General features: G+C 69.1%; 20 protein-coding genes. 12 read left to right on the top strand and 8 right to left on the bottom strand.

The window, feature by feature from the left end; all coding sequences use genetic code 11:
* Positions 1–50 precede the first annotated feature (50 nt).
* On the top strand, positions 51–413 hold the full coding sequence (locus ACIBL3_RS44920; RefSeq protein ID WP_396360159.1) for a MerR family transcriptional regulator: 363 nt from the start codon (positions 51–53) through the stop codon (positions 411–413).
* 97 nt (positions 414–510) lie between these two features.
* Here ACIBL3_RS44920 and ACIBL3_RS44925 read toward each other — a convergent pair whose 3' ends face one another.
* On the bottom strand, positions 511–1,356 hold the full coding sequence (locus tag ACIBL3_RS44925) for a PAC2 family protein (protein ID WP_396360160.1): 846 nt from the start codon (positions 1,354–1,356) through the stop codon (positions 511–513).
* Between the two features lie 167 nt (positions 1,357–1,523).
* Here ACIBL3_RS44925 and metH point away from each other — a divergent pair, with 167 nt between their 5' ends.
* The 8 genes from metH (at position 1,524) to ACIBL3_RS44965 (ending at position 13,775) form a co-directional block, all read left to right on the top strand.
* The gene (metH, locus tag ACIBL3_RS44930; protein ID WP_396360161.1) at positions 1,524–4,997 is read left to right on the top strand and encodes a methionine synthase; all 3,474 of its coding nucleotides are present in this window, start codon (positions 1,524–1,526) and stop codon (positions 4,995–4,997) included.
* A gap of 73 nt (positions 4,998–5,070) precedes the next feature.
* A complete protein-coding gene (locus tag ACIBL3_RS44935) occupies positions 5,071–5,721 on the top strand; it encodes an HAD family hydrolase (protein WP_396360162.1) in 651 nt (216 codons plus the stop codon).
* A gap of 64 nt (positions 5,722–5,785) precedes the next feature.
* Positions 5,786–7,348: an ABC transporter substrate-binding protein gene (locus tag ACIBL3_RS44940; protein WP_396360163.1), complete on the top strand. Its 1,563-nt coding sequence runs from the start codon at positions 5,786–5,788 to the stop codon at positions 7,346–7,348.
* Positions 7,349–7,577: 229 nt separating this feature from the next.
* On the top strand, positions 7,578–8,573 hold the full coding sequence (locus ACIBL3_RS44945) for an ABC transporter permease (protein ID WP_396360164.1): 996 nt from the start codon (positions 7,578–7,580) through the stop codon (positions 8,571–8,573).
* 51 nt (positions 8,574–8,624) lie between these two features.
* Positions 8,625–10,382, top strand: coding sequence for an ABC transporter substrate-binding protein (locus tag ACIBL3_RS44950; protein ID WP_396360165.1), 1,758 nt, complete (start codon positions 8,625–8,627; stop codon positions 10,380–10,382).
* Between the two features lie 150 nt (positions 10,383–10,532).
* Positions 10,533–11,546: an ABC transporter permease gene (locus ACIBL3_RS44955; protein WP_396360166.1), complete on the top strand. Its 1,014-nt coding sequence runs from the start codon at positions 10,533–10,535 to the stop codon at positions 11,544–11,546.
* A gap of 76 nt (positions 11,547–11,622) precedes the next feature.
* Entirely contained in the window at positions 11,623–12,639 is a 1,017-nt protein-coding gene (locus ACIBL3_RS44960) for an ABC transporter ATP-binding protein (protein WP_396360167.1), read from the top strand.
* A 104-nt stretch (positions 12,640–12,743) separates the two neighbouring features.
* Positions 12,744–13,775: an ABC transporter ATP-binding protein gene (locus ACIBL3_RS44965; protein WP_396360186.1), complete on the top strand. Its 1,032-nt coding sequence runs from the start codon at positions 12,744–12,746 to the stop codon at positions 13,773–13,775.
* 24 nt (positions 13,776–13,799) lie between these two features.
* Here ACIBL3_RS44965 and ACIBL3_RS44970 read toward each other — a convergent pair whose 3' ends face one another.
* The 7 genes from ACIBL3_RS44970 to ACIBL3_RS45000 all read right to left on the bottom strand — a co-directional run bounded on the left by ACIBL3_RS44970 (position 13,800) and on the right by ACIBL3_RS45000 (position 21,215).
* Positions 13,800–16,184: a tetratricopeptide repeat protein gene (locus ACIBL3_RS44970; RefSeq protein WP_396360168.1), complete on the bottom strand. Its 2,385-nt coding sequence runs from the start codon at positions 16,182–16,184 to the stop codon at positions 13,800–13,802.
* 19 nt (positions 16,185–16,203) lie between these two features.
* The gene (locus ACIBL3_RS44975; protein WP_396360169.1) at positions 16,204–17,376 is read right to left on the bottom strand and encodes a hypothetical protein; all 1,173 of its coding nucleotides are present in this window, start codon (positions 17,374–17,376) and stop codon (positions 16,204–16,206) included.
* Complete coding sequence (locus ACIBL3_RS44980; RefSeq protein ID WP_396360170.1) at positions 17,373–17,897, bottom strand: SigE family RNA polymerase sigma factor; 525 nt, start codon at positions 17,895–17,897, stop codon at positions 17,373–17,375. The genes ACIBL3_RS44975 and ACIBL3_RS44980 overlap by 4 nt, the downstream gene beginning before the upstream one ends.
* A 73-nt stretch (positions 17,898–17,970) precedes the next feature.
* A complete protein-coding gene (locus ACIBL3_RS44985; RefSeq protein WP_396360171.1) occupies positions 17,971–18,627 on the bottom strand; it encodes a response regulator in 657 nt (218 codons plus the stop codon).
* A complete protein-coding gene (locus ACIBL3_RS44990; protein WP_396360172.1) occupies positions 18,624–19,751 on the bottom strand; it encodes a sensor histidine kinase in 1,128 nt (375 codons plus the stop codon). The genes ACIBL3_RS44985 and ACIBL3_RS44990 overlap by 4 nt, the downstream gene beginning before the upstream one ends.
* A gap of 16 nt (positions 19,752–19,767) precedes the next feature.
* Positions 19,768–20,496 (bottom strand): hypothetical protein, encoded by a 729-nt coding sequence (locus ACIBL3_RS44995; protein WP_396360173.1) that lies wholly within the window; start codon positions 20,494–20,496, stop codon positions 19,768–19,770.
* Positions 20,493–21,215 carry an ABC transporter ATP-binding protein gene (locus ACIBL3_RS45000; RefSeq protein WP_396360174.1) on the bottom strand — a complete coding sequence of 241 codons (723 nt, stop codon included), beginning with the start codon at positions 21,213–21,215 and terminating at the stop codon, positions 20,493–20,495. The genes ACIBL3_RS44995 and ACIBL3_RS45000 overlap by 4 nt, the downstream gene beginning before the upstream one ends.
* A gap of 216 nt (positions 21,216–21,431) precedes the next feature.
* Here ACIBL3_RS45000 and ACIBL3_RS45005 point away from each other — a divergent pair, with 216 nt between their 5' ends.
* The 3 genes from ACIBL3_RS45005 to ACIBL3_RS45015 are packed head-to-tail and all read left to right on the top strand — an operon-like array spanning position 21,432 to position 25,572.
* Positions 21,432–22,268 carry an MIP/aquaporin family protein gene (locus ACIBL3_RS45005; protein WP_396360175.1) on the top strand — a complete coding sequence of 279 codons (837 nt, stop codon included), beginning with the start codon at positions 21,432–21,434 and terminating at the stop codon, positions 22,266–22,268.
* A 39-nt stretch (positions 22,269–22,307) separates the two neighbouring features.
* Complete coding sequence (gene glpK, locus ACIBL3_RS45010) at positions 22,308–23,825, top strand: glycerol kinase GlpK (protein WP_396360176.1); 1,518 nt, start codon at positions 22,308–22,310, stop codon at positions 23,823–23,825.
* A 34-nt stretch (positions 23,826–23,859) separates the two neighbouring features.
* On the top strand, positions 23,860–25,572 hold the full coding sequence (locus ACIBL3_RS45015; protein ID WP_396360177.1) for a glycerol-3-phosphate dehydrogenase/oxidase: 1,713 nt from the start codon (positions 23,860–23,862) through the stop codon (positions 25,570–25,572).
* Positions 25,573–25,613 lie beyond the last annotated feature (41 nt).

The following is a 25,613-nucleotide window of genomic DNA, read 5'->3' on the forward strand; positions in this document are numbered from 1 at the left end:
CACGGTAAAATCTGACATCAATGTCAGGTTCAAGCCCTGGAGGATCGATCGTGCGGATCGGCGAGCTGGCCCGGCGCACCGGGGTGAGCGAGCGGTCGCTGCGGTACTACGAGCAGCAGGGGCTACTCGTGTCGGAGCGGACGCCGGGAGGCCAGCGGGAGTACGCCGAGCGCGCCGTCGACCGGGTGATCCTGATCCAGGAGCTGTACGCGGCCGGCCTGCACAGCAAGAAGATCGGCGAGCTGCTCCCGTGCATGCGCGACCCCGACGGCGGCCCGAACGAGCGCGCCACCCCGGAGCTCGTCACCGAGTTGACCGCCGAGCGGGACCGGATCGACCGGATGATCGCCGACCTGTCCAGATCCCGGGCGGTCCTGGACGACGTGATCACGACCGCCGCCCGGGAGCTGTGACCGCAGTCAGCCGGTGACACCTCCTGGGGACCTCGGACATCTGGTCGGATGTACGAGGTCCCCAGAAGGTGGACGAGGTTGCGGGTGAGCTGCCGGATTACTCGGGGTGGTTCTTGTTCCGCCGCTTGAGGTAGCGCTCGAACTCGGCGGCGATCGCCTCGCCGGAGGCCTCCGGCAGGTCGGCGGTGTCGCGCTGCTCCTCCAGGGAGTGCACGTACTCCGCGACCTCGGGGTCCTCCTCGCTGAGCTCGTCGGCGCCGCGCTGCCAGGCCCGGGCCAGCTCGGGCAGCTCGCCCTCCGGGATCTGCAGGTCCAGCAGCGCCTCGACCTTGCTCAGCAGCGCCAGCGACGCCTTCGGGCACGGGCTGCCGGCGATGTAGTGCGGGATCGCCGACCAGATCGACACCGCCGGTACGCCGAGGCTGCCGCAGAGGTCGGCGAACACCCCGGTGATGCCGGTCGGGCCCTCGTACGTCGACGGCTCCAGGCTCCAGGACGCGGCCAGGTCCGGGTCGCTGGACGTCGCCGAGACCGGAATCGGCCGGGTGTGCGGGGAGTCGGCGAGCAGCGCGCCGAGCACGACCACGAGCTGCGAGTTCGACTCGTCGACGACCTCGAGCAGCTCCTGGCAGAACCCGCGCCAGCGCATGTTTGGCTCGATCCCCCGGATCAGCAGCACGTCCCGGCCGGTGTCGTCGGGCCGGGCCAGGTACACGCGCGTGGTCGGCCAGGTGATCCGCCGGACGCCGTCGTCGTCGAAGCCGACCTGCGGCCGGTTCACCTGGAAGTCGTAGTAGTCCTCGGGGTCGATCGCGGTGACGAGCTCTGCGTCCCACTCGTCGATCAGGTGGTCGACCGCTCCGGTGGCCGCCTCCGCCGCGTCGTTCCAGCCCTCGAACGCGGCAATCACGACCGGGTCCCTCAGGTTCGCGAGGTCAACCACTCGCAGGCCCCCTGTCGTCTCAGTGCCATCCGGCGGGGTCGCCGGAAACCGGATAGCCAGCCTACGGGGTCGGACGCTGGAGTGCGCCTCGTTTCACGCCCAGCGGAAAGTGTCGCGGCCCCGACTACGATGTGAGATCCGCGTCCAAACCGAACTTTGGAGGACTCGTGTCGAGACCCGACCTGCGGCAGGTGCTGGCCGAGCGGGTGGTGGTGGCCGACGGGGCGATGGGCACGATGCTGCAGTCCTACGATCTGTCGCTGGACGAGTTCGAGGGTCACGAGGGCTGCAACGAGATCCTCAACCTGACCCGTCCGGACGTGGTCCGCGAGATCCACGCGGCGTACTTCGGCGTCGGCGTCGACTGCGTCGAGACGAACACCTTCGGCGCGAACTTCGCCAACCTGGGGGAGTACGGCATCGCCGACCGGATCTACGAGCTGAGCGAGGCCGGCGCCCGGCTGGCCCGGGAGGCGGCGGACGCGGCATCGACGCCGGACCACCCGCGGTTCGTCCTCGGCAGCGTCGGGCCGGGCACCAAGCTGCCGACGCTCGGTCACACCACGTTCACAACCCTGCGGGACGCGTACGCCGACACCGCGCGCGGACTGATCGACGGCGGAGCGGACGCGATCCTCGTCGAGACCACGCAGGACCTGCTGCAGACCAAGGCCAGCGTGATCGGCGCCCGGCAGGCCCTCGACGCGGCCGGCTCGACGATCCCGGTGATCGTCTCGGTGACAGTCGAGACCACCGGGACGATGCTGCTCGGCTCCGAGATCGGCGCGGCGCTGACCGCGCTCGAGCCGCTCGGCATCGACCTCATCGGGCTGAACTGCGCGACCGGCCCGAAGGAGATGAGCGAGCACCTGCGCTACCTCTCCAAGCACTCGACCATCCCACTGACCTGCATGCCGAACGCAGGCCTCCCACAACTGACCGCCGACGGCGCCTTCTACCCGCTGACCCCGGAAGAGCTGGCCGACGCCCACGAGACCTTCGTCAACAGCTACGGACTGTCCCTGGTCGGCGGCTGCTGCGGTACGACGCCCGAGCACCTGCGGCACGTGGTCGAGCGGGTCGGCGGCCGGCCGGTCCGGGAGCGGGAGCCGCAGCCGGAGGCGGGTGTCTCGAGCCTGTACCAACACGTGCCGTTCCGGCAGGACACGTCGTACCTGTCGATCGGGGAGCGGACGAACGCGAACGGGTCGAAGGCGTTCCGCGAGGCGATGCTGGCCGCGGACTGGGAGGGCTGCGTCGAGATCGCCCGGGCGCAGATCCGGGACGGCGCCCACCTGCTCGACCTGTGCGTCGACTACGTCGGCCGGGACGGGGTCGCCGACATGAAGGAGGTCGCCGGACGGCTGGCGACCGCGTCGACGCTGCCGATCATGCTCGACTCGACCGAACCCGCCGTACTGCAGGCCGGCCTGGACATGCTCGGCGGTCGCTGCGCGCTGAACTCGGTGAACTTCGAGGACGGTGAAGCGGAAGGGTCCCGATTCGCGCGGATCGCGGGACTGGCGCGGGAGTACGGCGCCGCCGTCGTCGCGCTGACCATCGACGAAGAGGGGCAGGCGCGGACCGCGGAGACCAAGGTGGCGATCGCGGAGCGGCTCCTGGACACGCTGGAGCGCGAGTACGGGATCGCCGGGCACGACGTACTGATCGACTGCCTGACGTTCACGTTGGCGACCGGGCAGGAGGAGTCGCGGCGGGACGGCGTCGAGACGATCGAGGCGATCCGCGAGTTGAAGCGGCGGCGGCCCGAGGTGCAGACCGTGCTCGGGCTGTCGAACATCTCGTTCGGCCTCAACCCGGCGGCGCGGCACGTGCTGAACTCGGTGTTCCTGCACGAGTGCGTCCAGGCGGGCCTGGACTCGGCGATCGTGCACGCGAGCCGGATCATGCCGGTGGCGAACATCCCGGACGAGCAACGCGACGCCGCGCTGGACCTGATCTACGACCGCCGGCGGGACGGGTACGACCCGTTGCAGCGGCTGCTGGAGTTGTTCGCCGACGTGAAGGCGTCGGACCTCAAGGCGAGCAAGCTGGAGGAGCTGGCCGCGCTGCCGTTGGCCGAGCGGCTGCGGCAGCGGATCATCGACGGTGAGCGCAACGGCGTCGAGGCCGACCTGGACGAGGCGCTGACGGCCAAGTCCGCGCTCGACATCATCAACGACGACCTGCTCGCCGGGATGAAGGTGGTCGGCGAGCTGTTCGGGTCCGGGCAGATGCAGCTGCCGTTCGTGCTGCAGTCGGCCGAGGTGATGAAGACGTGCGTGGCCCACCTGGAGCCGCACATCGAGAAGACCGACGACGAGGGCAAGGGCACGATCGTGCTCGCGACGGTCAAGGGCGACGTGCACGACATCGGCAAGAACCTGGTCGACATCATCTTGACCAACAACGGCTACAGCGTCGTCAACCTCGGCATCAAGCAGCCCGTGAACGCGATCCTGGAGGCGGCCGAGGAGCACAAGGCCGACGTGATCGGGATGTCCGGCCTCCTGGTGAAGTCGACCGTGGTGATGAAGGAGAACCTCGAGGAACTGAACCAGCGCGGTCTCGCCAAGCGCTGGCCGGTCCTCCTCGGCGGCGCAGCCCTCACCCGCGCGTACGTCGAGCAGGACCTCGGCAACCTGTTCGAGGGCGAGGTCCGGTACGCACGGGACGCCTTCGAGGGACTGCGGTTGATGGACGCCGCCATGGCGGTGAAACGCGGTGTCCCGGGGGCTGCGCTGCCCGAGCGCCGCGAGCGCCGGGTGCGATCCACGACTCACGTGCTCGACCGGCCGCTCGACGAGGTGCCGGCCCGATCGGATGTTGCCGTGGACAACGTCGTACCGGAGCCGCCGTTCTGGGGCTCGCGGATCGTGAAGGGGATCCCGCTCGCGGACTACGCCAGCTACCTGGACGAGCGGGCCACGTTCCTGGGTCAGTGGGGTCTGCGGGGTACGCGTGGCGCCGAGGGGCCGTCGTACGACGAGCTCGTCGAGACCGAGGGACGGCCGCGGCTGCGGATGTGGACGGACCGGATCCGCACCGACGCGATCATGGAGGCGGCCGTCGTGTACGGGTACTGGCCGTGCTACTCAGAAGGCAACGCGCTCGTCGTGCTCGATCCGGCGGACCACGCCGAGCTGCACCGGTTCGAGTTCCCGCGGCAGCGGCGGGACCGGTTCCTGTGCCTGGCGGACTTCTTCCGGCCGAAGGAGTCCGGCGAGTTGGACGTGGTCGCGTTCCACCTGGTCACGATGGGGCCGAAGGTGGCCGAGGTGACCGGCGAGCTGTTCGGGCGGAACGCCTACCGCGAGTACCTGGAGCTGCACGGGCTGTCGGTGCAGCTGACCGAGGCGCTGGCCGAGTACTGGCACGCCCGGGTCCGCGCCGAGCTCGGGTTCGGCGGCGAGGACGGGGAGCTGGACGGGATGCTCCGGGACCAGGCGTACCGGGGGTCGCGGTACTCGTTCGGGTACCCGGCATGTCCGGACTTGGAGGACCGCGAGAAACTGGTGCGGTTGCTCGAGCCGGACCGGATCGGCGTTCACCTATCGGAGGAGTTGCAGTTGCACCCCGAACAATCCACCGACGCCCTGGTGGTGCACCACCCCGAAGCGAAGTACTTCAACGCCTCATGAGTGAGCGAAGCGAGCTCATGGTTCAGCAGAGCACCCTCGGGTCATGCGCGCCCGGAGCGAAGCGAGGACGTGCATGACACTTCAGGCAGTGTTGTGGGACATGGATGGGACGTTGGTCGACTCCGAGAAGGTCTGGGCGGAGGTGCAGATCGAGCTGCTCGCCTCGCTGGGGGCGGTCTGGACGGTCGAGGACTGCATGACGCTGGTGGGCAGTGACCTGCGGGACGCGGTGAAGGTCTGGATGGCGCGGATCCCGGACGGGGTGATCACGGCCGACGAGCTCGCGGAGCGGATGTTCGGCGCGGTGGTCGACGCGCTGCGGGTCGAGGTCGAGTTCCGGCCCGGCGCGTTCGAGTTGCTGCAGGCGCTGCGTAAGGCGGAAGTGCCGTGCGCTCTGGTGTCGGCGTCGTACCGGGTGATGATCGACGCGGTGCTCACGCACCTGCCGCCGGACCCGTTCGACGTGATCGTCGCCGGTGACGAGGTGGTGAACGGCAAGCCGCACCCGGAGCCGTACCTCACCGCGGCCGCGAAGCTGGGCGTGGACCCGGCCCAGTGTGTGGTGATCGAGGACTCCAACACCGGCACCGAGGCCGGTACGGCGGCCGGCGCCTACGTCGTCGCCGTACCGCAGTGGGTGACGATCCCGGAGGCACCACGCCGCCTCGTGCTCGACTCGCTCGAACCGATCACCCCCGAGACACTGAGCACGTTGCTCCGCTGACGCAGTACCGTCACTTGTGGCCCTCGGGGGCGTTGTTACGGGTTGTGGGCTGGGGAAGGGTGAGATGGTGATCGTGTCGTGGTGCCGGGTCGCGGTGTCGGCCGCGCTCGTGCTGGGGCTGGCGGCGTGTGGGGAGCCGGACGACAACGCGCCGCACCAGGGCAGCGAGACCCCGAAGGCGATGCTGGTGCGGGTCGCCACCACCGACACGATCGGCTCGCTGGACCCGGCCGGGCCGTACGACGTCGGCTCCCGGACCGTCCAGGCGAACCTGTACCAGACGCTGCTGACGATCATGCCCGGCAAGCCGACCCCGGTGCCGGACGCCGCGGACTGCCAGTTCGATTCGCCGACGACGTACACCTGCAGCCTGAAGGAAGGCCTGACCTTCCCGAACGGGCACGAGCTGACGTCCGCCGACGTGAAGTTCAGCTTCGAGCGGATGGTGCGGCTGAAGACCCCGGACGGCCCGGCCGCGCTGTTCTCCTCGGTGACCTCGGTGAGCACGCCGGACGACCTGACCGCGGTGTTCAACCTGAAGCGCCCGGACGCCCGGCTGCCGTACCTGCTGACCACGACGGCCGGGTCGATCGTGGACCAGGAGTACTACCCGCCGAACAAGCTGCTCGACACCAAGGCGATGGGCAGCGGGCCGTACCAGCTGGCGGCGTACCGCCCGGGGCAGTCGGTCACGCTGGAGAAGTTCGCCGGGTACAAGGGCCCGCGGGGCGCGCGGAACGACGGCGTCGAGCTCACCCTGCTGAAGGACTCGACCGCGCTCTACGAGGCGATCACCACCGGCAAGGCCGACCTGGCGTTCCACGGCTTCGGCCCGAGCCTGCTGGACCGGCTGCGCAAGTCCGACCAGGTGCAGGTGGTCGAGTCCGACTACGCCGCGATCCGGTTCTTCGCCTTCCAGATGAAGTCGCTGACCGCGCGCAGACCCGCCGTACGACGGGCCGTCGCGCAGCTGATCGACCGCCCGGCGATCGTGAAGAAGGCGTACGGCGACCACGTGACGCCGCTGTACTCCGTCGTACCACCCGGGTTCGGTGGACAGGCCGACGCGTTCCGGACCGAGTACAACGAGCCGAGCAAGGCAGCCGCGGCCGCGATCCTCAAGCAGGCCGGCATCGCCGTGCCGGTGCCGCTGACGGTCGGCTGGACGCCTACGCAGTACGGCTCCGGCGCCAAGAACGAGGTGCTCGAGCTCAAGCGGCAGCTTGAAGCGTCCGGACTCTTCCGGGTGACACTGCGGAGCGCGGAATGGCCGCAGTACCAGCAGGCCACCCGAGCCGGCGCGTACGACCTCTACCAAGGCGGCTGGATCCCGGAGTACCCGGACGCCGACGACTACCTCGCGCCCTTCGTCGCGGCGACCGGGGAGTTCAACAGCGGCTACCGCTCGGCGGCCGCGGCGGCCTTGCTCGAGCAGGAGACGACCGAGCAGAACGGGCTCGAGCGCGACAAGGTGCTGGGTCAGCTACAGGGAGTGCTCGCCAAGGAGGCGCCGGTGATCCCGAGCTGGCAGGGGCGGCTCGCAGTGGTCGCCGGAAAGAACCTCGAGAACGTCGAGGGTGCCCTCAACCCGCTGTCGTTCCTGTATCTGTCCGGCCTCCGCCGGTGATCAATCCGGTGTGACACAAAAATGCCATGGCAGTAACGATTCGCCAGGCTCTGGCGACCCTGGGTGCGACACCGTGGTTTACTGCCGAATGTCCACGATACGGGACGATTTCCTGACGATCACGATCGGGCAACGCAGCACTTTCCGCGTTTGACTCCGGCGTGTAATGGCGGCAGGTTAAGGCGGCGGCATGACACGCCGACCACAACCATGAGGGGGCATGTAACGCGTGACGACACCACTCGAGGTCGAGCCCGGCTCGTCGGCGGCGGATCCCGAAGCCGTCCTGGCCGGTGCGCGGCGGATCGAGGGCCGGTCCCTCTCCCAGATCGCCTGGAGCAGGCTCAAGCGTGACAAGGTCGCGATCGCCGGGGGCATCGTCATCGTGCTGCTCATTCTGGTCGCGATCTTCGCGCCGCTGATCGTGAAAGCGCTCGGTCATCCGCCGAACGACTTCCACCAGGACCTGATCGACACCAAGGGCGGCACGCTGGCGCCGATCGGCCGGTTCGGGGCGATGAGCTGGGACCACCTGTTCGGCGTCGAGCCGGTGAACGGGCGGGACATCTTCAGCCGGGTCGTCTACGGGTCCCGGATCTCGCTGCTGATCGCGTTCTTCGCGACCCTGCTGTCGGTGGTCATCGGCACCACGATGGGCATCATCGCCGGCTACTTCGGCGGCTGGGTGGACGCGGTGATCAGCCGGCTGATGGACATCTTCCTGGCCTTCCCGCTGCTGGTGTTCGCGATCGCGCTGGCCGGTGTCATCCCGGACGACGCGTTCGGGCTGCAGGGCGACTCGCTGCGGATCATGCTGCTGATCTTCATCATCGGGTTCTTCAACTGGCCCTACATCGGCCGGATCATCCGTGGTCAGACGCTGTCGCTGCGCGAGCGCGAGTTCGTCGACGCGGCCCGCAGCCTGGGCGCGCGCCGGGCGTACATCCTGAGGACCGAGCTGCTGCCCAACCTGGTCGCGCCGATCCTGGTCTACGCGACGCTGCTGATCCCGACCAACATCCTGTTCGAGGCCGCGTTGTCGTTCCTCGGCGTGGGTATCCGGCCACCCACCGCGACCTGGGGCGGCATGCTGTCCGACGCGGTGGCCTTCTACACGATGCCGCACTTCATGCTCTGGCCTGGGCTGGCGATCTTCGTCACGGTGCTGGCTTTCAACCTGTTCGGGGACGGGCTGCGCGACGCACTCGACCCCCGTGCCCGATAGACCGAACCCGCGACGGCGCCGGTTCGCGTAATGAGGAGGGTGTACCGGGAGATGAGAACGAAGCGATGGAGGTTCGCGGTCGCGAGCGCGGCCGCACTCACGCTGGGGCTGTCCGCTTGCGGTGGTGGCGGTGACACCACCACCGACACGTCGGGTGGTTCGACGGCCGAGTTCAACGCCGCCCTTGACAAGGTGTTCAACGAGTCGGACAAGAAGGGCGGCATCATCAAGATGGCGCACTCCGACGACTGGGACACCCCCGACCCTGGTGAGACCTACTACGGCATGTCCTGGGACTTCCTGCGGACCTATGCCCGTCCGCTGGTGATGTACAAGCCGGCGCCCGGTAAGGCGAGCAACGAGATCGTCCCCGACCTCGCCGAGAGCCTCGGCCAGTCGAGCGACGGCGGGAAGACCTGGACGTACAAGCTCCGCAAGGGTGTCAAGTACGAGGACGGCACCGAGGTCAAGGCGGCCGACGTCAAGTACGCCGTGCTGCGCTCGACCGACAAGGAGACCTTCCCGAACGGTCCGGCGTACTTCGAGGGGATGCTGAACCTGCCGGCCGGCTACAAGGGCCCGTACAAGTCGAAGGGCGTGAACACCGACTCGGCGATCACGACTCCGGACGACTACACGGTCGTGTTCCACCTGAAGCAGCCGTTCGCCGGGTTCGACAACCTGGCCGCGCTGTCCCAGACCGCGCCGGTCCCGGCGGCCAAGGACACCGGCGCCAAGTACCGCGAGCACGTGATCTCGACCGGTCCGTACATGTTCGACAAGGTCGAGACCGGCAAGTCCTACACGCTGAAGCGCAACCCGCAGTGGGACCAGGCCACCGACCCGATCCGCAAGGCACTGCCTGACGGTTACGAGATCACCCTGAAGACCGAGGCGAACGACCTCGACAACCGGTTGCTCTCCGGTGACCTGGACGTCGACATCGCGGGCACCGGCGTACAGGCCGCCGCGCAGGGCAAGATCCTGAGCGACCCGGAGCTGAAGAAGCGCGCCGACAACCCGACGATCGCGCGGCTGCAGTACATGTCGGTCAACCCGCAGGTGAAGCCGCTCGACAACATCGAGTGCCGCAAGGCGATCATGTACGGCGTCGACCAGGTCGGCTACCAGACCGCGTACGGCGGTGAGTTCGCCGGTGGGCAGCTCGCCACCGGCCTGATGCCGCCGTCGATCGACGGGTTCAAGGAGATGAACACGTACCCGAACGGCGACGACCACAAGGGTGACGTGAACAAGGCCAAGGAGAGCCTGACGGCTTGCGGGCAGCCGAACGGCTTCACGGTCAACATGGCCTTCCGCAGCGACCGGCCGAAGGAGAAGGCGGCGGCCGAGTCGGTCCAGCAGTCCCTGAAGCGGGTCGGCATCAACGTCGTGCTGAAGGGCTTCCCGACCGGCGACTACTTCTCGACGTACGCGGGCAACCCGCCGTACGCCCGGAAGAACGGGCTGGGCCTGGCCACCAACAGCTGGGGCGCGGACTGGAACGACGGCTTCGGGTTCCTGTCGCAGATCGTCGACAGCCGGGTGATCCGGGAGACCGGTGGCTCGTCCAACATCAGCGTGCGGATCCCGGACGTCGACAAGGCGCTGGACGCCGCGTCGGTCGAGCCCGACAAGGCCAAGCGCGACCAGATGTACGGCGACATCGACAAGCGCGTGATGGAGGAGGCGGTCATCTACCCGGCGCTCTGGGCGAAGATCCTGATGATCCGCAGCGACCGGCTGAGCAACGTCTACTTCAGTGACGCCTACGGCATGTACGACTACCTCTCCATGGGCGTCAAGTAATAGTCCGGCATCAACCCACCCCCTGATAGGCAGGTGAAGGCAGCAGGGGGGGGGGGGGGGGGGGGGGGGGGGGGGGGGGGGGGGGGGCGCGCCGGCCCCCCCCCCCCCCCCCCGCCGCGCCCCCCCCCCCCCCCCCGGCGCCGCACAACAGTGCTCAGTTACATCGTCCGGCGCCTGATCGCCGCCATCGGCCTGCTGTTCATCGTCAGCGTCATCACGTTCTCGATCTTCTACCTGGTGCCGCGGATGGCCGGCGCCACGCCCGAGACGCTCGCCACCCGGTACGTCGGCCGCGCGGCGACCGAGGAGACCGTGAGGACGACGGCGCAGAACCTCGGCTTCTACGAGCCCGTCCCGGTGCAGTACTACAACTGGGCCAAAGGGGTCGTGGTCGGCGCCGAGTACAACTACGGCGCGGGTGTGGAGAAGTGCCCGGCGCCCTGCCTCGGCTACTCGTTCCTCAAGAAGCGCCCGGTGTGGCCGGACCTCCTCGAGGCCATCCCCGTGACATTGTCGCTCGCGATCGGCGCCGCGACGATCTGGGTCATCTTCGGGGTCGCGACAGGGGTCCTGTCGGCGCTGAAACGTGGATCGGTCTTCGACCGGGCGGCCATGGGCACAGCGCTGGCCGGCGTCTCACTACCGATCTTCTTCACCGGGCTGGTCTGTCTCAGCATCTTCAGTTATCAGCTGGGATGGACGGTTCCAGGGGGCACCTATGTCCCGTTCACGGAGAATCCCTTCAAATGGGCGCAGGCGCTCATCCTGCCCTGGATCACCTTGGCGTTCCTGTTCTCCGCGCAGTACGCGCGCCTGACCCGCGCGGGCATGCTGGAGACGATGAACGAGGACTACATCAGAACCGCGCGGGCGAAAGGCCTGGCCGAGGGGAACGTGGTGGTCCAGCACGGGCTGCGCGCCGCGCTCACCCCGATCCTGACCATCTTCGGCCTCGATGTCGGCCTGCTGATGGGCGGCGCCGTGCTCACCGAGAAGACCTTCTCGCTGAACGGCCTGGGCAAGTACGCGGTGGACGGCATCGTGCAGAACGACCTGCCGAAGATCTTGGGGGTGGTCCTGGTCGCGTCGACGTTCATCATCATCGCGAACCTGGTCGTCGATCTCCTGTACGCCGTGGTCGACCCGAGGGTGAGGGCCAAGTGAGGGAGCGGAGCGAGCTCACCATCAAGCACAGCGTGATTCGTGCCTCATCGGCGCCCGGACCGAAGGGAGGACGCCGATGAGCTTCCTCGACGTACGCGACCTGAAGGTCCACTTCCCGACCGACGACGGCCTGGTGAAGTCGGTCGACGGACTGTCGTTCAGCCTCGAACGCGGCAAGACCCTCGGCATCGTGGGGGAGTCCGGTTCCGGCAAGAGCGTGACCAGCCTGTCGATCATGGGCCTGCACAAGCCGGGCGTCGCCACCATCACCGGCGAGGTGATCCTCGACGGGCAGGACCTGATCTCGTCCAGCCGGGAGGAGGTCCGCCGGCTGCGCGGCAAGCAAATGGCGATGATCTTCCAGGACCCGCTGTCGGCGATGCACCCCTTCTACACCGTCGGGCACCAGATCATCGAGGCGTACCGGGTGCACAACGACGTGAGCAAGGGGGTCGCGCGCAAGCACGCGGTCGAGATGCTCGACCGGGTCGGCATCCCGCAGCCGGACAAGCGGGTGGACGCCTATCCGCACCAGTTCTCCGGCGGTATGCGGCAGCGCGCGATGATCGCGATGGCGCTGTCCTGCGACCCGGACCTGCTGATCGCCGACGAGCCGACCACCGCGCTCGACGTGACCGTGCAGGCGCAGATCCTGGACCTGATCCGGGACCTGCAGCGCGAGTTCAACTCCGCTGTCATCATCATCACTCACGACCTCGGCGTGGTCGCAGAGCTGGCCGACGACATCCAGGTGATGTACGCCGGCCGCGCGGTCGAGTACGGCACCGCGGAGGACATCTTCGACCGGCCGCAGCACCCTTACACCTGGGGTCTGCTGAGCTCGATGCCGCGGATCGACCGGGAGCGTTCGGAGCGGCTGGTCCCGATCAAGGGCGCGCCGCCGAGCCTGATCAATGTTCCGCCGGGCTGCCCGTTCAACCCGCGCTGCAACTACGCGCACCTGAACGGTGGCGCCAGTGAGACCGACCGGCCGGAGCTGCTCGACATCGGGTCCGGCCACAAGGTCGCCTGCCACCTCTCCCCGCAGGAACGCCAGAAGGCGTGGGAGACCGACATCAAACCGCAGCTGTGAACGGGACGACGAGAGTGACCGATGCAGGGACCGATGCAGGGACCGATGCAGTGACGACTGCTGACACCGACCCGACCGCCATCCCGGGGGTCGAGGCGCCCAAGATGGGCGAGCAGTTGTTGTCGGTCAACGGCCTGGTCAAGCACTTCCCGATCCGCAAGGGCGTGATGCAGCGCCAGACCGGCGCGGTGCAGGCGGTCGACGGCCTGACCTTCGACGTCAGCCGGGGCGAGACCCTCTCGCTGGTCGGCGAGTCCGGCTGTGGCAAGACCACCACCGGCCGGTTGCTGACCCGCCTGCTGGAACCGACCGCCGGCCAGATCATCTTCGAGGGACGGGACATCAGCCACCTGTCCGAGGGCAGGATGCGGCCGCTGCGCCGCGACGTGCAGATGATCTTCCAGGACCCGTACGGCTCGCTGAACCCGCGGCACACGGTCGGCAAGATCGTCGGCGCGCCGTTCAAGCTGCAGAACGTGAAGACCGAGCACGGCGTGAAGAAGGCCGTGCAGGAACTGCTCGAGCTGGTCGGCCTGAGCCCGGAGCACTACAACCGCTACCCGCACGAGTTCTCCGGCGGTCAGCGGCAGCGGATCGGGATCGCCCGGACGCTCGCGCTGCGGCCGAAGCTGATCGTCGCCGACGAGCCGGTGTCCGCGCTGGACGTGTCGATCCAGGCGCAGGTGGTGAACCTGCTCGAGGACCTGCAGGAAGAGTTCGACCTCACGTACGTGATGATCGCTCACGACCTGTCCGTCGTACGGCACGTCTCGGACCGGGTCGCGGTGATGTACCTGGGCAAGATCGTCGAGCTCGCCGATCGGGTCAGCCTGTACGAGAAGCCGATGCACCCGTACACGGTCGCGCTGCTGTCCGCGGTGCCGGTGCCGGACACCAAGCGGAAGGGCAAGCAGGAGCGGATCCGGTTGGTCGGCGACGTGCCGAGCCCGATCAACCCGCCGTCGGCGTGCCGCTTCCACACCCGCTGCTGGAAGGCGCAGGAGATCTGCAAGACCACCGAGCCGCCGCTGCTCCAGCTGGCGCCCGGCCACCAGGTCGCATGCCACTTCCCGGAGAACCAGCCGTCCGACAAGCCGGTCGCGCCGGCGCCGAGCCCGGACACCCAGGACAGCTGAGTGCACAGCGCCTGACGCCAGCCGTCAGGCGCTGTCCGCTCCGAGCAACTTCGCCGCCCGCCGCGCCGGCACCGGGTCGTGCTCCCGGTAGAAAGCGAGCGCGAACTCCAGATTCGGTACGGCGTCCTCGTGCTCGCCGAGCTCGTCGAGCAACTCACCGAGCTCGAGCCGCGCCCGCGCCTCCCGACGCCGGTCCCGGACGTCGGCGGCGATCTCGACGACCTGCTCGAGTTCTTCGATCGCCGCTTCCCGATCGTCGAGCTGCCGGTAGGTGAGGGCGAGCGCGTAGCGCGCGTCGCTGACGTTCTTCTGGTGGCCGAGCGCGTCCAGTTCGCCGATGGCGGTGCGGATCGGCTCGATCGCTGTCCCGGGACGGCCGGCGCCGACCCGGGCCCACCCCACCTCGACGCGGGCGTTGGCGGCGCCGCCGGGGTCGCCGGCGCGGATGAGGTGGCCGAGGGCGGCCTCGGCACATTCCTCGGACCGCGCGTGCTCGCCGAGCGCCAGGTGAATCTCCGCGAGGGTCAGCAAGGACGATCCGACGGCCCGGTCGTCAGCGAGCTCTTCGTTCGCGGCCAAGGCCTGTTCGGCGAGCGGGCGTGCCTCGTCGTACCGGCGCATCCGGATCAGCAGCCGGGCCGTGTTGTTGGACGCGAGTGAGACGCCGCGCAGGTTCCCGATCGACTCGAAGGTGTCGCGGGCGAGGCGGAAGCGGCTCAGGGAGTCGTCGTACCGGGCCAGCTCGGCGAGCGCGATCGCGGCGTCGGCGTGCAGCTGACCGAGGGTCCAGCGATCGAGGCGGCCGCTCGTCACCCGGTCGATCGCGGGCAGCCATTCGGCCAGGTTGCCGCGCTTCACGAAGTAGTCGAACAGGCCGATCACCAGGCCGCCGGCGAGCTCGTCGTCGTGGCCGAGGGCGCGGAGTTGGTCGATCAGCGCGAGGAAGTTCGGCAGCTCGGCGTCGATCCAGCTCAGCGCTTGCTGGGATCCGTCGAGGGCGGGGACCGGGGGAGCCGATGGGCGGCCGGGCCACGCCATCCGCGCGGATCCCGGGTCCGCGAGCTCGGCGGCTCGCCAGGCGACGGCGAGATAGAACCTGACGGTGCGGTCGAGCGCGGCGCGGCGCTCGTCCTCGGGGTGTTGTGCTGCCAGTTCCCGGCCGAAGGTCCGCACGAGGTCGTGGAAGTGGTAGCGCCCAGGCTTGCGCGACTCGAGCAGGTGCAGGTCGGCCAGCCGGTCGAGCATCCGGCCGGCCCGCGGAGGATCGGTGTCGAGCATCGCCGCCGCGGTTTGCTCGGTGAAGTCGACGGCATCGCTCAGGCTGAGCAGCGCCAACGCGTCAGCGGCTGCGGGATCGTCGTTGCGCGGGCTGGAGATGAGCTGGTCGATCGACAGCGACAGGCTGGCCCGTACGTCGAGGTCGTCGACGCCGAGCAGGTCCAGCCGGCGCGATTCGTCGGCGAGCCGCTCGGCCAGCTCGTCGGCCGAGTTGTGCGGATGCCGGATCAGCCATGCGCCGGCCACGGAAAGCGCCAGCGGCAGGTGCCCACACAGCTCGGCGACGCGTGCCGCTGCCCCGATTCGACCGGCGCCGGCCAGTGAGTCAAGCAGGCCGAGGGATTCCTCGGCGGTCATCGGCTCGAGCTGCAGATGCAGGGCCGCGGGCAGCTCGGTCAGTGTGTTGCGACTGGTGATGAGTACGGCGCTGCCGCCGGCGGCCGGGATCAGCTCTGCGACCTGGCCGACATCGCGGACGTTGTCGAGGAGGATGAGGACGCGCCGGTTCGCCAAGCGGGTCCGGAAGGTCGCGGCAGCCTCGGGCAGGCTGTCGGGCACTGCGTCCGCGGGCACACCGGTTGCGCGGAGCAACTGACCGAGTGCCTGCAGCGCGCTGAGCGGCGTACCGGATCCGAATCCGCGGGCGTTAACGATCAGCACGCCGTCCGGATAGTGTCCGGCGCTGGCGTGTCCCGCCGCGATGGCGAGGGCGGTCTTTCCGACGCCCGGCATGCCGCGGATGGTGGCGATCGCCGGGGCGCCCGGCCCCGCCGCAGGCCTGGCGAGCAGCTCGGCGAGTTGGTCCAGCGGCCTACGCCGACCGACGAACGTGGTTGCGGCAGGCAACTGATGGGCAACGACCCAGGCCGCGCCGCTGGGGTGGGTGGAGGCGGGCTGTTGGGATACCGCTCCGCGCGACGCCAGCCGCTGAAACTCGGCACGCTCGCCCGCCGTCAGGCCGAGCGCCCCGGTCAGCCGATCGAGGGTCGTCAGATGCGGGAACCGCCGTACCCCGCGCTCCAGCAACCCGATCGCCTGCGCACTGAGCCCAGCCAGCTCAGCCAGCCCTTCCTGCGTCAACCCACGCCGAACCCGAGCCCGCCGCAACACCCCAGCAAACGTCTCCGCCACCTAACCTCCCGCAGAAACCCTAGCTGTAGCGGTCGATGATCCGGCTGCCGGTCGGGAGGGCGAAGGGGGTGGTGCGGGGTGGTGTCGTGCTGAAGGTGAAGGTGGAGACGTTCGCCGCGACGACCTCGCAGGCGGAGATCTGGGCTGAGCAGCTGAGGAGATCCGCCTGGTAGGTCCGGGAGTTGCGGACCTTGCCGACCGCGGTGAAGGTGTCGTCGTCGAGCCACTGACCGAAGACCATGGAGGAGTAGGCGTACGGCGGCATCATCTGCTTCCCGGTCGCGACGTCGTAGGCCTGGAGGCCGGACCAGCCGGGCTCGATGCTCATTTGGGCGTCGTCCGGTTGGGTCACGAGGGACTCGGCGGCGGGGGAGAGGAACGCCTGCTGGCCGCTGAACCTCGGGCCGCCGGAATCCTCGAGCGTGGTGCCGATCCTCAGGCCGATGCCCGTGCCGGGCTGGATCAACGGCTGCTGGAAGACCATCTGGCCGTTGACGACGGCACGAACCGCGTTCGGCGGCACGTCGGCTATGCGTACACCCTTGTCGGTTCTGAGATCCCAGCGGTAGAGGCCGTCGAGGGTGCCGAAGTACGCGGTGTCGCCGTCGATCGCGACGACCCGGGGGCCGACCGCGATCGAGCCGCCGAGCGGGATGTCGTTGCCGATCGCCGTACGGACCAGCTCGCGGCCGGCGGCGACGTCGTACACGACCGAGTCGGCGTCGTCGTTGTGCAGCTCGACCCAGCCGACCAGGTTGCCGCGGTGGTCGGCGGTCAGCCGGTCGGTGGTGTTGTCGGGCTCGATCCGGTCGACACCGTCCCTGTTCACGACGAAGACACCGCCCTCCTCGGTGGTGAACACGAACCCCGAGTCGACCTGGACGAAGGCGCTGACCTTGTACGGCGCCACGGAGATGACGTCGGCGCCGTAGTGGATCTCGGAGCCGACCGCGTACGTCGCCCGGCGCTCGGTGAACGTGGCGACCGGCGGGTCGTCCAGCCCGCTGACCATGCGAACGCCGGTGATGCCGCCCGCGACGACGGCCAGCGTGACCAGGGCGGCCCCGGCCACCGAGGCGACCCGGCGACGGCGCAGCCGACGATCCCCGGTCGCGACGATCCCCTCCAGGTCGAGCGCCGGCGGCTCGACGTCCGCCCGCTCGGCCAGCATGTCCCGCAGCAGATCGGTCACTCCGTCATCCCCGCCTTCTCCATGATGAGTACGGCGTCCCCGCCCAGCTGCGCCCGCAACTTCGTCAACGCGGCGGACACCTGGCTCTTCACCGTCCCGACGGAACACCCGAGAACCTCAGCGGTCTGCACCTCGGTCAGATCCTCGTAGTACCGCAACGCCAACGCCGCCCGCTGCCGCGGCGGCAACCGCAGCAACTCGTGCCACAACCAGACCCGCGCCGTGGCGTCGTCCCCCTCGACCGGCCGATCCGGCACATCGTCCCGCGGCTGCTCCGCCCGCCAAGCCTTCCGCCGCCACCACCCGATCGCAGTCGTCGTGATCGCCTTCCGCGTGTACGCCTCGGCGTTCCCCGCGTCCCGCAACCGCGCCCACCGGACATACGTCTTGATCAACGCCTCCTGCACCAGATCCTCAGCCAGTCCCCGCTCCCCGACGAGCAAATAGGCAAACCGGTAGAGCGCACCATGCCGGCCAGCGGCAAACGCGGCAAACTCCGCCGAGCCCTCTCGCTCGCCCATCAACTCCCCCTCGCCGGGCGGTCCCTGTCACCCACCCTGACGCTGCGGCCATCTCAAACGGTTGGATCCCGGGTCAGGTCTGTCCGGGGTGGATGATGCCGTGTTCGTAGGCGTGGACTATTAGTTGGGCTCGGTCGCGGAGGGTGAGTTTGGTGAGGATGCGGCTGACGTGGACCTTGACGGTGGATTCGGTGAGGTGCAGGTGGGTGGCGATCTCGTGGTTGGAGTGGCCGCGGGCTACCTGGAGGAGGACTTCGCGTTCGCGGGTGGTGAGGGTGGCGAGCGGGTCGGTGCGGGTGGGGTGGGGGAGGTGTGGGGTGAAGCGCTCGATCAGGCGGCGGGTGACCGTGGGGGCTACGGCGGCGTTGCCGGCGGCAACCGTGCGGATGCCGGCGATCAGGTCGGCGGGGAGGGCGTCCTTGAGGAGGAAGCCGGACGCGCCGGCGCGGAGGGCGGCGTACACGTACTCGTCGAGGTCGAACGTGGTCAGCACCAGGACCCGTGTCTCGGAGCCGCCCGCAATGATCTGCCGGGTCGCCTCGATCCCGTCGAGGACGGGCATCCGGACGTCCATCAGTACGACGTCCGGCCGCAGCGCGCTCGTCATCGACACCGCCTCCTTCCCGGTGCCGGCTTCGCCGACGATCTCGAGGTCCGGCTCCTGTCCGAGAAACGCCCGGAACCCCAACCGCAGCAGCGATTGGTCGTCGGCCAGCAGCACCCGGATCACGCGCGGTCTCCCAACGGCAGCGCCGCCTCGACCCGCCAGCCCTCGGCAGTCGCGCCGGCCGCGAACGTCCCACCCTGAGCCGCAACCCGCTCAGTCAGCCCCGCCAGGCCGTGCCCTCGAGTCGTGGCGCCGTCGGCCGGGTTGCCGGCCGGCCGCCCGCCGGTGTCGGTGACGGCGATGGTGAGGCTGCTGCCGGAGTGCACGAGCTGCACGTCCGCGGACGCCGTACGCCCGGCATGCTTGAGGGTGTTCGTGAGGGCTTCCTGGACGATGCGGTAGGCAACGAAACCGACGTCCGACGGTACGTCGAGGCGCCCCGACGTACTGAGCTCGACCTGCAACCCGGCCTCCCGCACCTGGTCGACGAGCGCAGGCACCGAGTCGAGCCCGGCCCGCTCCGGCGCGCCGTCCTCAGCACGCAGTACGGCGACCAACCGCCGCATCTCCGCCAACGCCGACCGCCCGGTCGCCGCCGTCTGCTCGATCAGCGTGCCCGCCTGCCGAGGATCACTGGCAACCGTCGCCGCCGCCCCGTCGGCGAGTGCGACCATGACGGCCAAATTGTGGGCGACCACGTCATGCACCTCACGCGCCAACTGACCCCGCTCGGCCGCGACCGCCATCCGAGCCTGAGTGTCGAGATGCCGGGCTCGTTCGGCCGCCGCGGCGACCCGCAGCCGCCAGGCGACACCGAGCAGACACCCGACCGCGAGGACGGCGCCGATGCCGGTCAACGTCTCCCACGACGCGCCGCTGGCCAACCCTGCACCGACTAGCGCAACCACGCTGACCACCACCCCGGGCCAGACGGCCGGCCAGTTCGCGTGCCGCGCCAACGTGTAGAGCGCGAACAACGGCGCGAAGATCAGGAAGACCCCGGTCACCCCCGTGGGCACGCACAGCCCGACGAGCGCGAGTACCGCCCAGAACACCACCACAGGGGTACGGCGACGCCACACCAGCGGCACGTGGACGGCGACGTACAGCAGCCATCCCCACCCGACCACTCCGGACCCGGAGCCGAGCACACCGACCGCGTCCGCACCGCCCAGCGTCGACGGCAGCGCGATCCCCGCGACGACGACCGCTAGGAAGACGTCCTGCAGCAGTGCCGACCGGCGCATCGTGATCACCCGACCTTCAGACGTCCCGGCGCCCCAGTACGACGGTAGCCCCCGCCAGCATCAGAATGACCCACCCGAGGACCACCAACCCGGAGACACCCGGTCCGAACATCGCCTCGCCCGGCTCCCCGACTTGGAACATGCCCTGCAGCGCCAGAGTGGGGAAGTACGGCAGCACAGTGTCCTGTGCGTCCGCCGGTAGCGCACCGAACAACACGGGCGGCAGGACGACGAGACCGACGACGTACGCCGCGATCGACGCCGGCGTGCTGCGCAGGATCGTGCCGAGCGCGAGTCCGATCAGCCCGGCCGCGATCGTGGCGCCCGCTGCGCCGAACAGCGACCGCAGGATCCCTGGATCGGACAGCGAGAGTGGGTCGTCGACGAAGGCCTGGTTGGCCAGGAAGGCACCGAAGTACGCGGCAACGAGGATCGGACCCACCGCGATGACAAGGAGCGCAGCCTTGGCCCACAGGACCGGCAGGCGCCGCGGTACGGCCGCCAGCGTCGACCGGATCAAGCCTGACTGATGCTCACCCGTCATCATGAGCGCCCCGAGTACGCCGACGGCCAGCGCATAAAGCAGGAACCCGCCACCGACCGCGAGCGTAGGGTCGACCGGTCCGCGGCTGTTGGCACCGATCAGGGCAGACAGTCCGGTGAAGGCGACCGGCACACCGGCGAGCACCAGCCAGTTCGACCGCAACGACGTGAGCTTCGTCCACTCCGAGCGCAACACCTTCACAGCGCACCCCCGGCGTACTCGACGGCCTCGCCGGTCAACCGGAGGTAAGCGTCCTCCAGCGACTCACCAGGACTGGCCAACTGATCCACAGGTACGTCGGCCAGCAGTCGGCCCCGGCCGATCAGCACCAGTTGGTCGGCGGTCAACGCCATCTCGCTGATCAGATGTGACGACACGAGCACTGTCCGTCCCTCGGCCGCGAAGGAGCGCAGCAGATTCCGCAGCCAGTGCACCCCGGCCGGGTCGAGCCCGTTCGTCGGCTCGTCCAGGATCAGCGTCGCCGGGTCGCCGAGCAGCGCGGCCGCGATGCCGAGCCGCTGTCGCATCCCGAGGGAGAAGTCGGCCGCCCGGCGACCGGCCGCCGTACTCAGCCCGACCAGCCCCAAGACCTCCTCGACCCGGGCCGCGCCGATGCCGTGCGTCTGCGCGAGTGCGAGCAGATGCCGGTACGCCGTACGTCCGCGTTGAACCGGCGTCGCCTCCAGCACGGCGCCGACGCGGCGGAGCGGATCCGGCAGGTCGGCGTACCGGCGCCCGTCGATCGTGGCCGTCCCGCTGGTCGGGTGGGCCAGGCCGATGACGATCCTCATCGTGGTGGTCTTGCCGGCCCCGTTCGGTCCGAGGAACCCGGTCACCCGGCCGGGCCGGATCGTCAGGGCCAGGTCGTCGACGACGGTCCGGCCGCCGTACCGCTTGGTCAGTGCGTTTGTCTGGATCATGCCCCGACGCTAAGAAGCCGGCTGGGGCCCGGTCGTCCCTCCCGAGCACACCCCGCTGGAGCCCGCCGTACGCCCAAAGTCGTACCTGTGGGTGTCGCAGCTGCGCGCGCGGACGGCCGCGTTCGACAATGTCGAACGACGGGCGTTGTGCCGCCTCACGATCGCTCCTAGATTCCAGCCAGCCGTGGTCGTCACGGCGTGGAAGGGAGGTTCGGCATGGCTACGACTGAAACGGTCAAAGCAAGAACCCTTCTGGGAGAGTGCTCCGCGGAGTTCGCGGGGACGTTCATCCTGATCCTGTTCGGTGTCGGGGTGGTCGCCCAAGTGGTGGCCGGGGGAATCGGGGATCACGATTCGATCTCCTGGGCCTGGGGTATCGGCGTGATCATGGGCGTGTATGTCTCAGCCCGGCTGAGCGGCGGCCACATCAATCCGGCGGTGACGATCGCGCTCGCGACGTTCCGTGGGTTCCCCTGGCGCAAGGTGCTGCCGTACATCGGCGCCCAGTTCCTCGGCGCGTTCGCGGCGGCTCTGGTGGTCCGCTGGAACTACGACAAGGTGCTGGACAAGTTCGACCCCGGCCTGACCATCAAGAGCCAGGGCGTGTTCTCCACCCTGCCGGGCAACGGCAGCGTGGAGCTCGGAGTCGGGATGTGGGGCGGCTTCCTCGACCAGATCATCGGTACGGCGATTCTGATGATGGTCATCCTGGCGATCGTCGACCTGCGCAACACCGCCCCCGCGGCGAACCTCGGCCCGTTCATCATCGGCCTGCTGGTCGTCGGCATCGGGATGGCGTGGGGCACCCTGGCGGGCTACGCGATCAACCCGGCGCGTGACTTCGGGCCGCGGCTGGCCTCCTACCTGACCGGCTACGGGGGAGCGTTCAAGGACCAGTTCGGTGATCCGTACTTCTGGGTGCCGATCGTCGGACCGATCCTCGGCGCCTTGGTCGGCGCGCTCCTGTACGACCTGCTCATCGGCCGCCATCTGCCGGTCGGCGAGGAGGACGAGGAACCGGGCCGGATCCCCGAGGAGGAGAAGACGGCATGATCCAGCGCAGCACAGAGCAGTGTGAGGAGAGGACTTTCCATGGCTGACTTCGTCGGTGCCGTCGACCAGGGCACCACGAGCACCCGCTTCATGATCTTCGACCACTCCGGCAACGAGGTGGGCATCCACCAGCTGGAGCACGAGCAGATCCTGCCGCAGGCCGGCTGGGTCGAGCACAACCCGGTCGAGATCTGGGAGCGGACCAGTTCGGTGATCCGGACCGCGATGAACGCGAAGGGGCTGCAGGCCAGCGACCTGGCGGCGGTCGGGATCACCAACCAGCGCGAGACCACGGTGGTCTGGAACCGCAGGACCGGGCGGCCGTACTACAACGCGATCGTCTGGCAGGACACCCGGACCGACCGGATTGCCTCCGCGCTGGAGCGCGAGGGCAAGGGCGACGTGATCCGGCAGAAGGCGGGGCTCCCGCCGGCGACGTACTTCTCCGGCGGCAAGATCCAGTGGATCCTGGAGAACGTCGACGGCGTCCGGGAAGCGGCCGAGGCAGGTGACGCGGTCTTCGGCAACACCGACACCTGGGTGCTGTGGAACCTCACCGGCGGCACCGACGGCGGCGTCCACATCACCGACGTGACGAACGCCAGCCGGACGATGCTGATGAACCTGGAGACGCTCGACTGGGACGACGAGCTGATCTCGTTCTTCAACATCCCGCGGCAGATGCTGCCGGAGATCCGCCCGTCGTCGGACCCGAACATGTACGGCGAGACGCTGGCGAACGGCCCGCTGGGCGGAGTGATCCCGCTGACCGGAGACCTGGGCGACCAGCAGGCGGCGACCGTCGGGCAGGTCTGCTTCAACCCCGGCGAGGCGAAGAACACCTACGGCACCGGCAACTTCATGCTGCTGAACACCGGCACCGAGCTGGTCCGCTCCAAGGCGGGTCTGCTCACCACGTTGTGCTACAAGTTCGGCGACGAGGCCCCGGTGTACGCGCTGGAGGGGTCGATCGCGGTGACGGGCTCCGCGGTCCAGTGGCTGCGGGACCAGCTCGGCATCATCTCCGGAGCGGCCGAGACCGAGACCTTGGCCCGGCAGGTCGAGGACAACGGCGGAGTGTACTTCGTGCCCGCGTTCTCCGGCCTGTTCGCGCCGTACTGGCGCTCCGACGCCCGCGGCGCGATCGTCGGGCTGTCGCGATTCAACACCAACGCTCACCTGGCCCGAGCAACACTGGAAGCGATCTGCTACCAGAGCAAGGACGTCTCCGACGCCATGGAAAAGGACTCCGGGGTCACGCTGGACGTGTTGAAGGTGGACGGTGGTATCACCGCCAACGAGCTGTGTATGCAGATGCAGGCGGACATCCTCGGCGTACCGGTGAGCAAGCCGGTCGTCGCGGAGACCACCGCGCTCGGCGCGGCGTACGCGGCCGGCCTGGCCGTCGGGTTCTGGAAGAACAAGGACGAACTCGTCCAGAACTGGAACGAGGACAAGCGGTGGGAGCCGCAGTGGTCGGACGAACAGCGCACGAAGGGGTACGCCGGCTGGCAGAAGGCCGTCCAGCGCACCCTCGACTGGGTCGACGTCGACTGACCTGGCACCACACGGAATCGGAAGGAACATCACAGTGGGTGTAGTGGCTCTGTCACCGCAAGCGAGGACCGAGGCCATCGACGCGATGGCCGACGGACGGGAACTGGACGTCCTGGTGATCGGTGGCGGGGTGGTCGGCACCGGCTCGGCCCTCGACGCCGCGACCCGGGGCCTGACCACCGGACTGCTGGAGGCGCGCGACTTCGCGAGCGGCACCTCCAGCAGGTCCAGCAAGTTGATGCACGGCGGCCTGCGCTATCTGGAGATGCTCGACTTCCGGCTGGTGCACGAGGCGTTGCAGGAGCGCGGGCTGCTGCTGCAACGCCTGGCGCCGCACCTGGTGAAGCCGGTGCCGTTCCTCTACCCGCTCCAGCACCGCTGGTGGGAGCGCTTCTACGCCGGCGCCGGCGTCGCCCTGTACGACGGGATGGCGATCAGCTCCGGCCACGGCGCCGGACTGCCGATCCACCGGCACCTGACCCGGCGCGGCGCCATGCGACTGGTGCCGAGCCTGAAGAAGTCGGCCCTGGTCGGCGCGATCCAGTACTACGACGCCCAGGTCGACGATGCCCGGCACACCATGGAGCTCGCCCGGACGGCGGCGTCGTACGGCGCCCTGGTCGCGAACCGGGTGAAGGTCACCGGGTTCCTCCGGCAGGGCGAGCGGGTCACCGGCGTCCAGGCGAAGGACCTGGAGAGCGGTCGCGAGTTCGAGGTCCGGGCCAAGCAGGTCGTGAACGCGACCGGGGTGTGGATGGACGACACCCAGGCGATGGTCGGGGAGCGCGGTCAGTACCACGTCCGCGCGTCGAAGGGGATCCACCTGGTGGTGCCGAAGGACCGGATCCAGTCCAGCAGCGGGATGATCCTGCGGACCGAGAAGTCGGTGCTGTTCATCATTCCGTGGGGCCGGCACTGGCTGATCGGCACCACCGACACCGACTGGAACCTGGACAAGGCGCACCCGGCCGCGACCAGCAAGGACATCGAGTACCTGCTCGACCACGTGAACGCGGTGCTGACCACGCCGCTGACCCGTGAGGACGTCGAGGGCGTGTTCGCCGGACTGCGGCCGCTGCTGGCCGGTGAGTCGGAGAGTACGTCGAAGCTGTCTCGCGAGCATGTGGTCGCGCACGCGGCGCCGGGCCTGGTTGTGGTTGCCGGCGGCAAGTACACGACGTACCGGGTGATGGCCAAGGACGCGATCGACGCGGTCGCGAACGCGCTCGACGGGCGGGTACCGAGGTGCACCACGAAGAACATCCCGCTGGTCGGAGCCGACGGCTACCACGCGCTGTGGAACCAGCGGCACCTGATCGCGCAGCGGTCCGGCCTGCACGTCGCCCGGATCGAGCACCTGCTCAACCGGTACGGCGCCCTGATCGACGAGGTGCTCGACCTCGTCGAGGAGGACCCGGCGCTCGGTGAGCCGCTGCCCGGCACCCAGGACTACCTCAAGGCCGAGATCGTGTACGGCGCCAAAGCCGAGGGTGCCCGCCATCTCGACGACATCCTGGCCCGGCGGACCCGGATCTCCATCGAGGCCTGGGACCGGGGCGTTGGTGGCGCCGAGGCCGCGGCCCGGCTGGTGGCCCCGATCCTCGGCTGGGACGAGGCAACGATCGAGCGCGAGGTGTCCGTCTACCTCCGCCGGGTGCAGTCCGAACGCGACTCCCAGGACCAGCCCGACGACGAGTCCGCCGACAAGGTCCGCCTGGAAGCCCCGGACATCGTGTCTCCGGCCTGACCTCTGGACGGTGCGGTCCTCCCCGTGGCTTACTCGGAACT

The organism is Kribbella sp. NPDC050124 (genome assembly GCF_044460355.1).
Classification (GTDB): domain Bacteria; phylum Actinomycetota; class Actinomycetes; order Propionibacteriales; family Kribbellaceae; genus Kribbella.

What these genes read in the sequence shown, in the direction of transcription:
- ACIBL3_RS44960 (WP_396360167.1), top strand. Translation starts at nt 11,623, where the DNA reads ATGAGCTTCCTCGACGTACGCGACCTGAAGGTCCACTTCCCGACCGAC.
- ACIBL3_RS44940 (WP_396360163.1), top strand. Translation starts at nt 5,786, where the DNA reads ATGGTGATCGTGTCGTGGTGCCGGGTCGCGGTGTCGGCCGCGCTCGTG.
- ACIBL3_RS44935 (WP_396360162.1), top strand. Translation starts at nt 5,071, where the DNA reads ATGACACTTCAGGCAGTGTTGTGGGACATGGATGGGACGTTGGTCGAC.
- ACIBL3_RS45000 (WP_396360174.1), bottom strand. Translation starts at nt 21,215, where the DNA reads ATGATCCAGACAAACGCACTGACCAAGCGGTACGGCGGCCGGACCGTC.
- ACIBL3_RS44965 (WP_396360186.1), top strand. Translation starts at nt 12,744, where the DNA reads ATGGGCGAGCAGTTGTTGTCGGTCAACGGCCTGGTCAAGCACTTCCCG.
- glpK (WP_396360176.1), top strand. Translation starts at nt 22,308, where the DNA reads ATGGCTGACTTCGTCGGTGCCGTCGACCAGGGCACCACGAGCACCCGC.
- ACIBL3_RS44950 (WP_396360165.1), top strand. Translation starts at nt 8,625, where the DNA reads ATGAGAACGAAGCGATGGAGGTTCGCGGTCGCGAGCGCGGCCGCACTC.
- ACIBL3_RS44980 (WP_396360170.1), bottom strand. Translation starts at nt 17,897, where the DNA reads ATGGGCGAGCGAGAGGGCTCGGCGGAGTTTGCCGCGTTTGCCGCTGGC.
- ACIBL3_RS45005 (WP_396360175.1), top strand. Translation starts at nt 21,432, where the DNA reads ATGGCTACGACTGAAACGGTCAAAGCAAGAACCCTTCTGGGAGAGTGC.
- ACIBL3_RS44990 (WP_396360172.1), bottom strand. Translation starts at nt 19,751, where the DNA reads ATGCGCCGGTCGGCACTGCTGCAGGACGTCTTCCTAGCGGTCGTCGTC.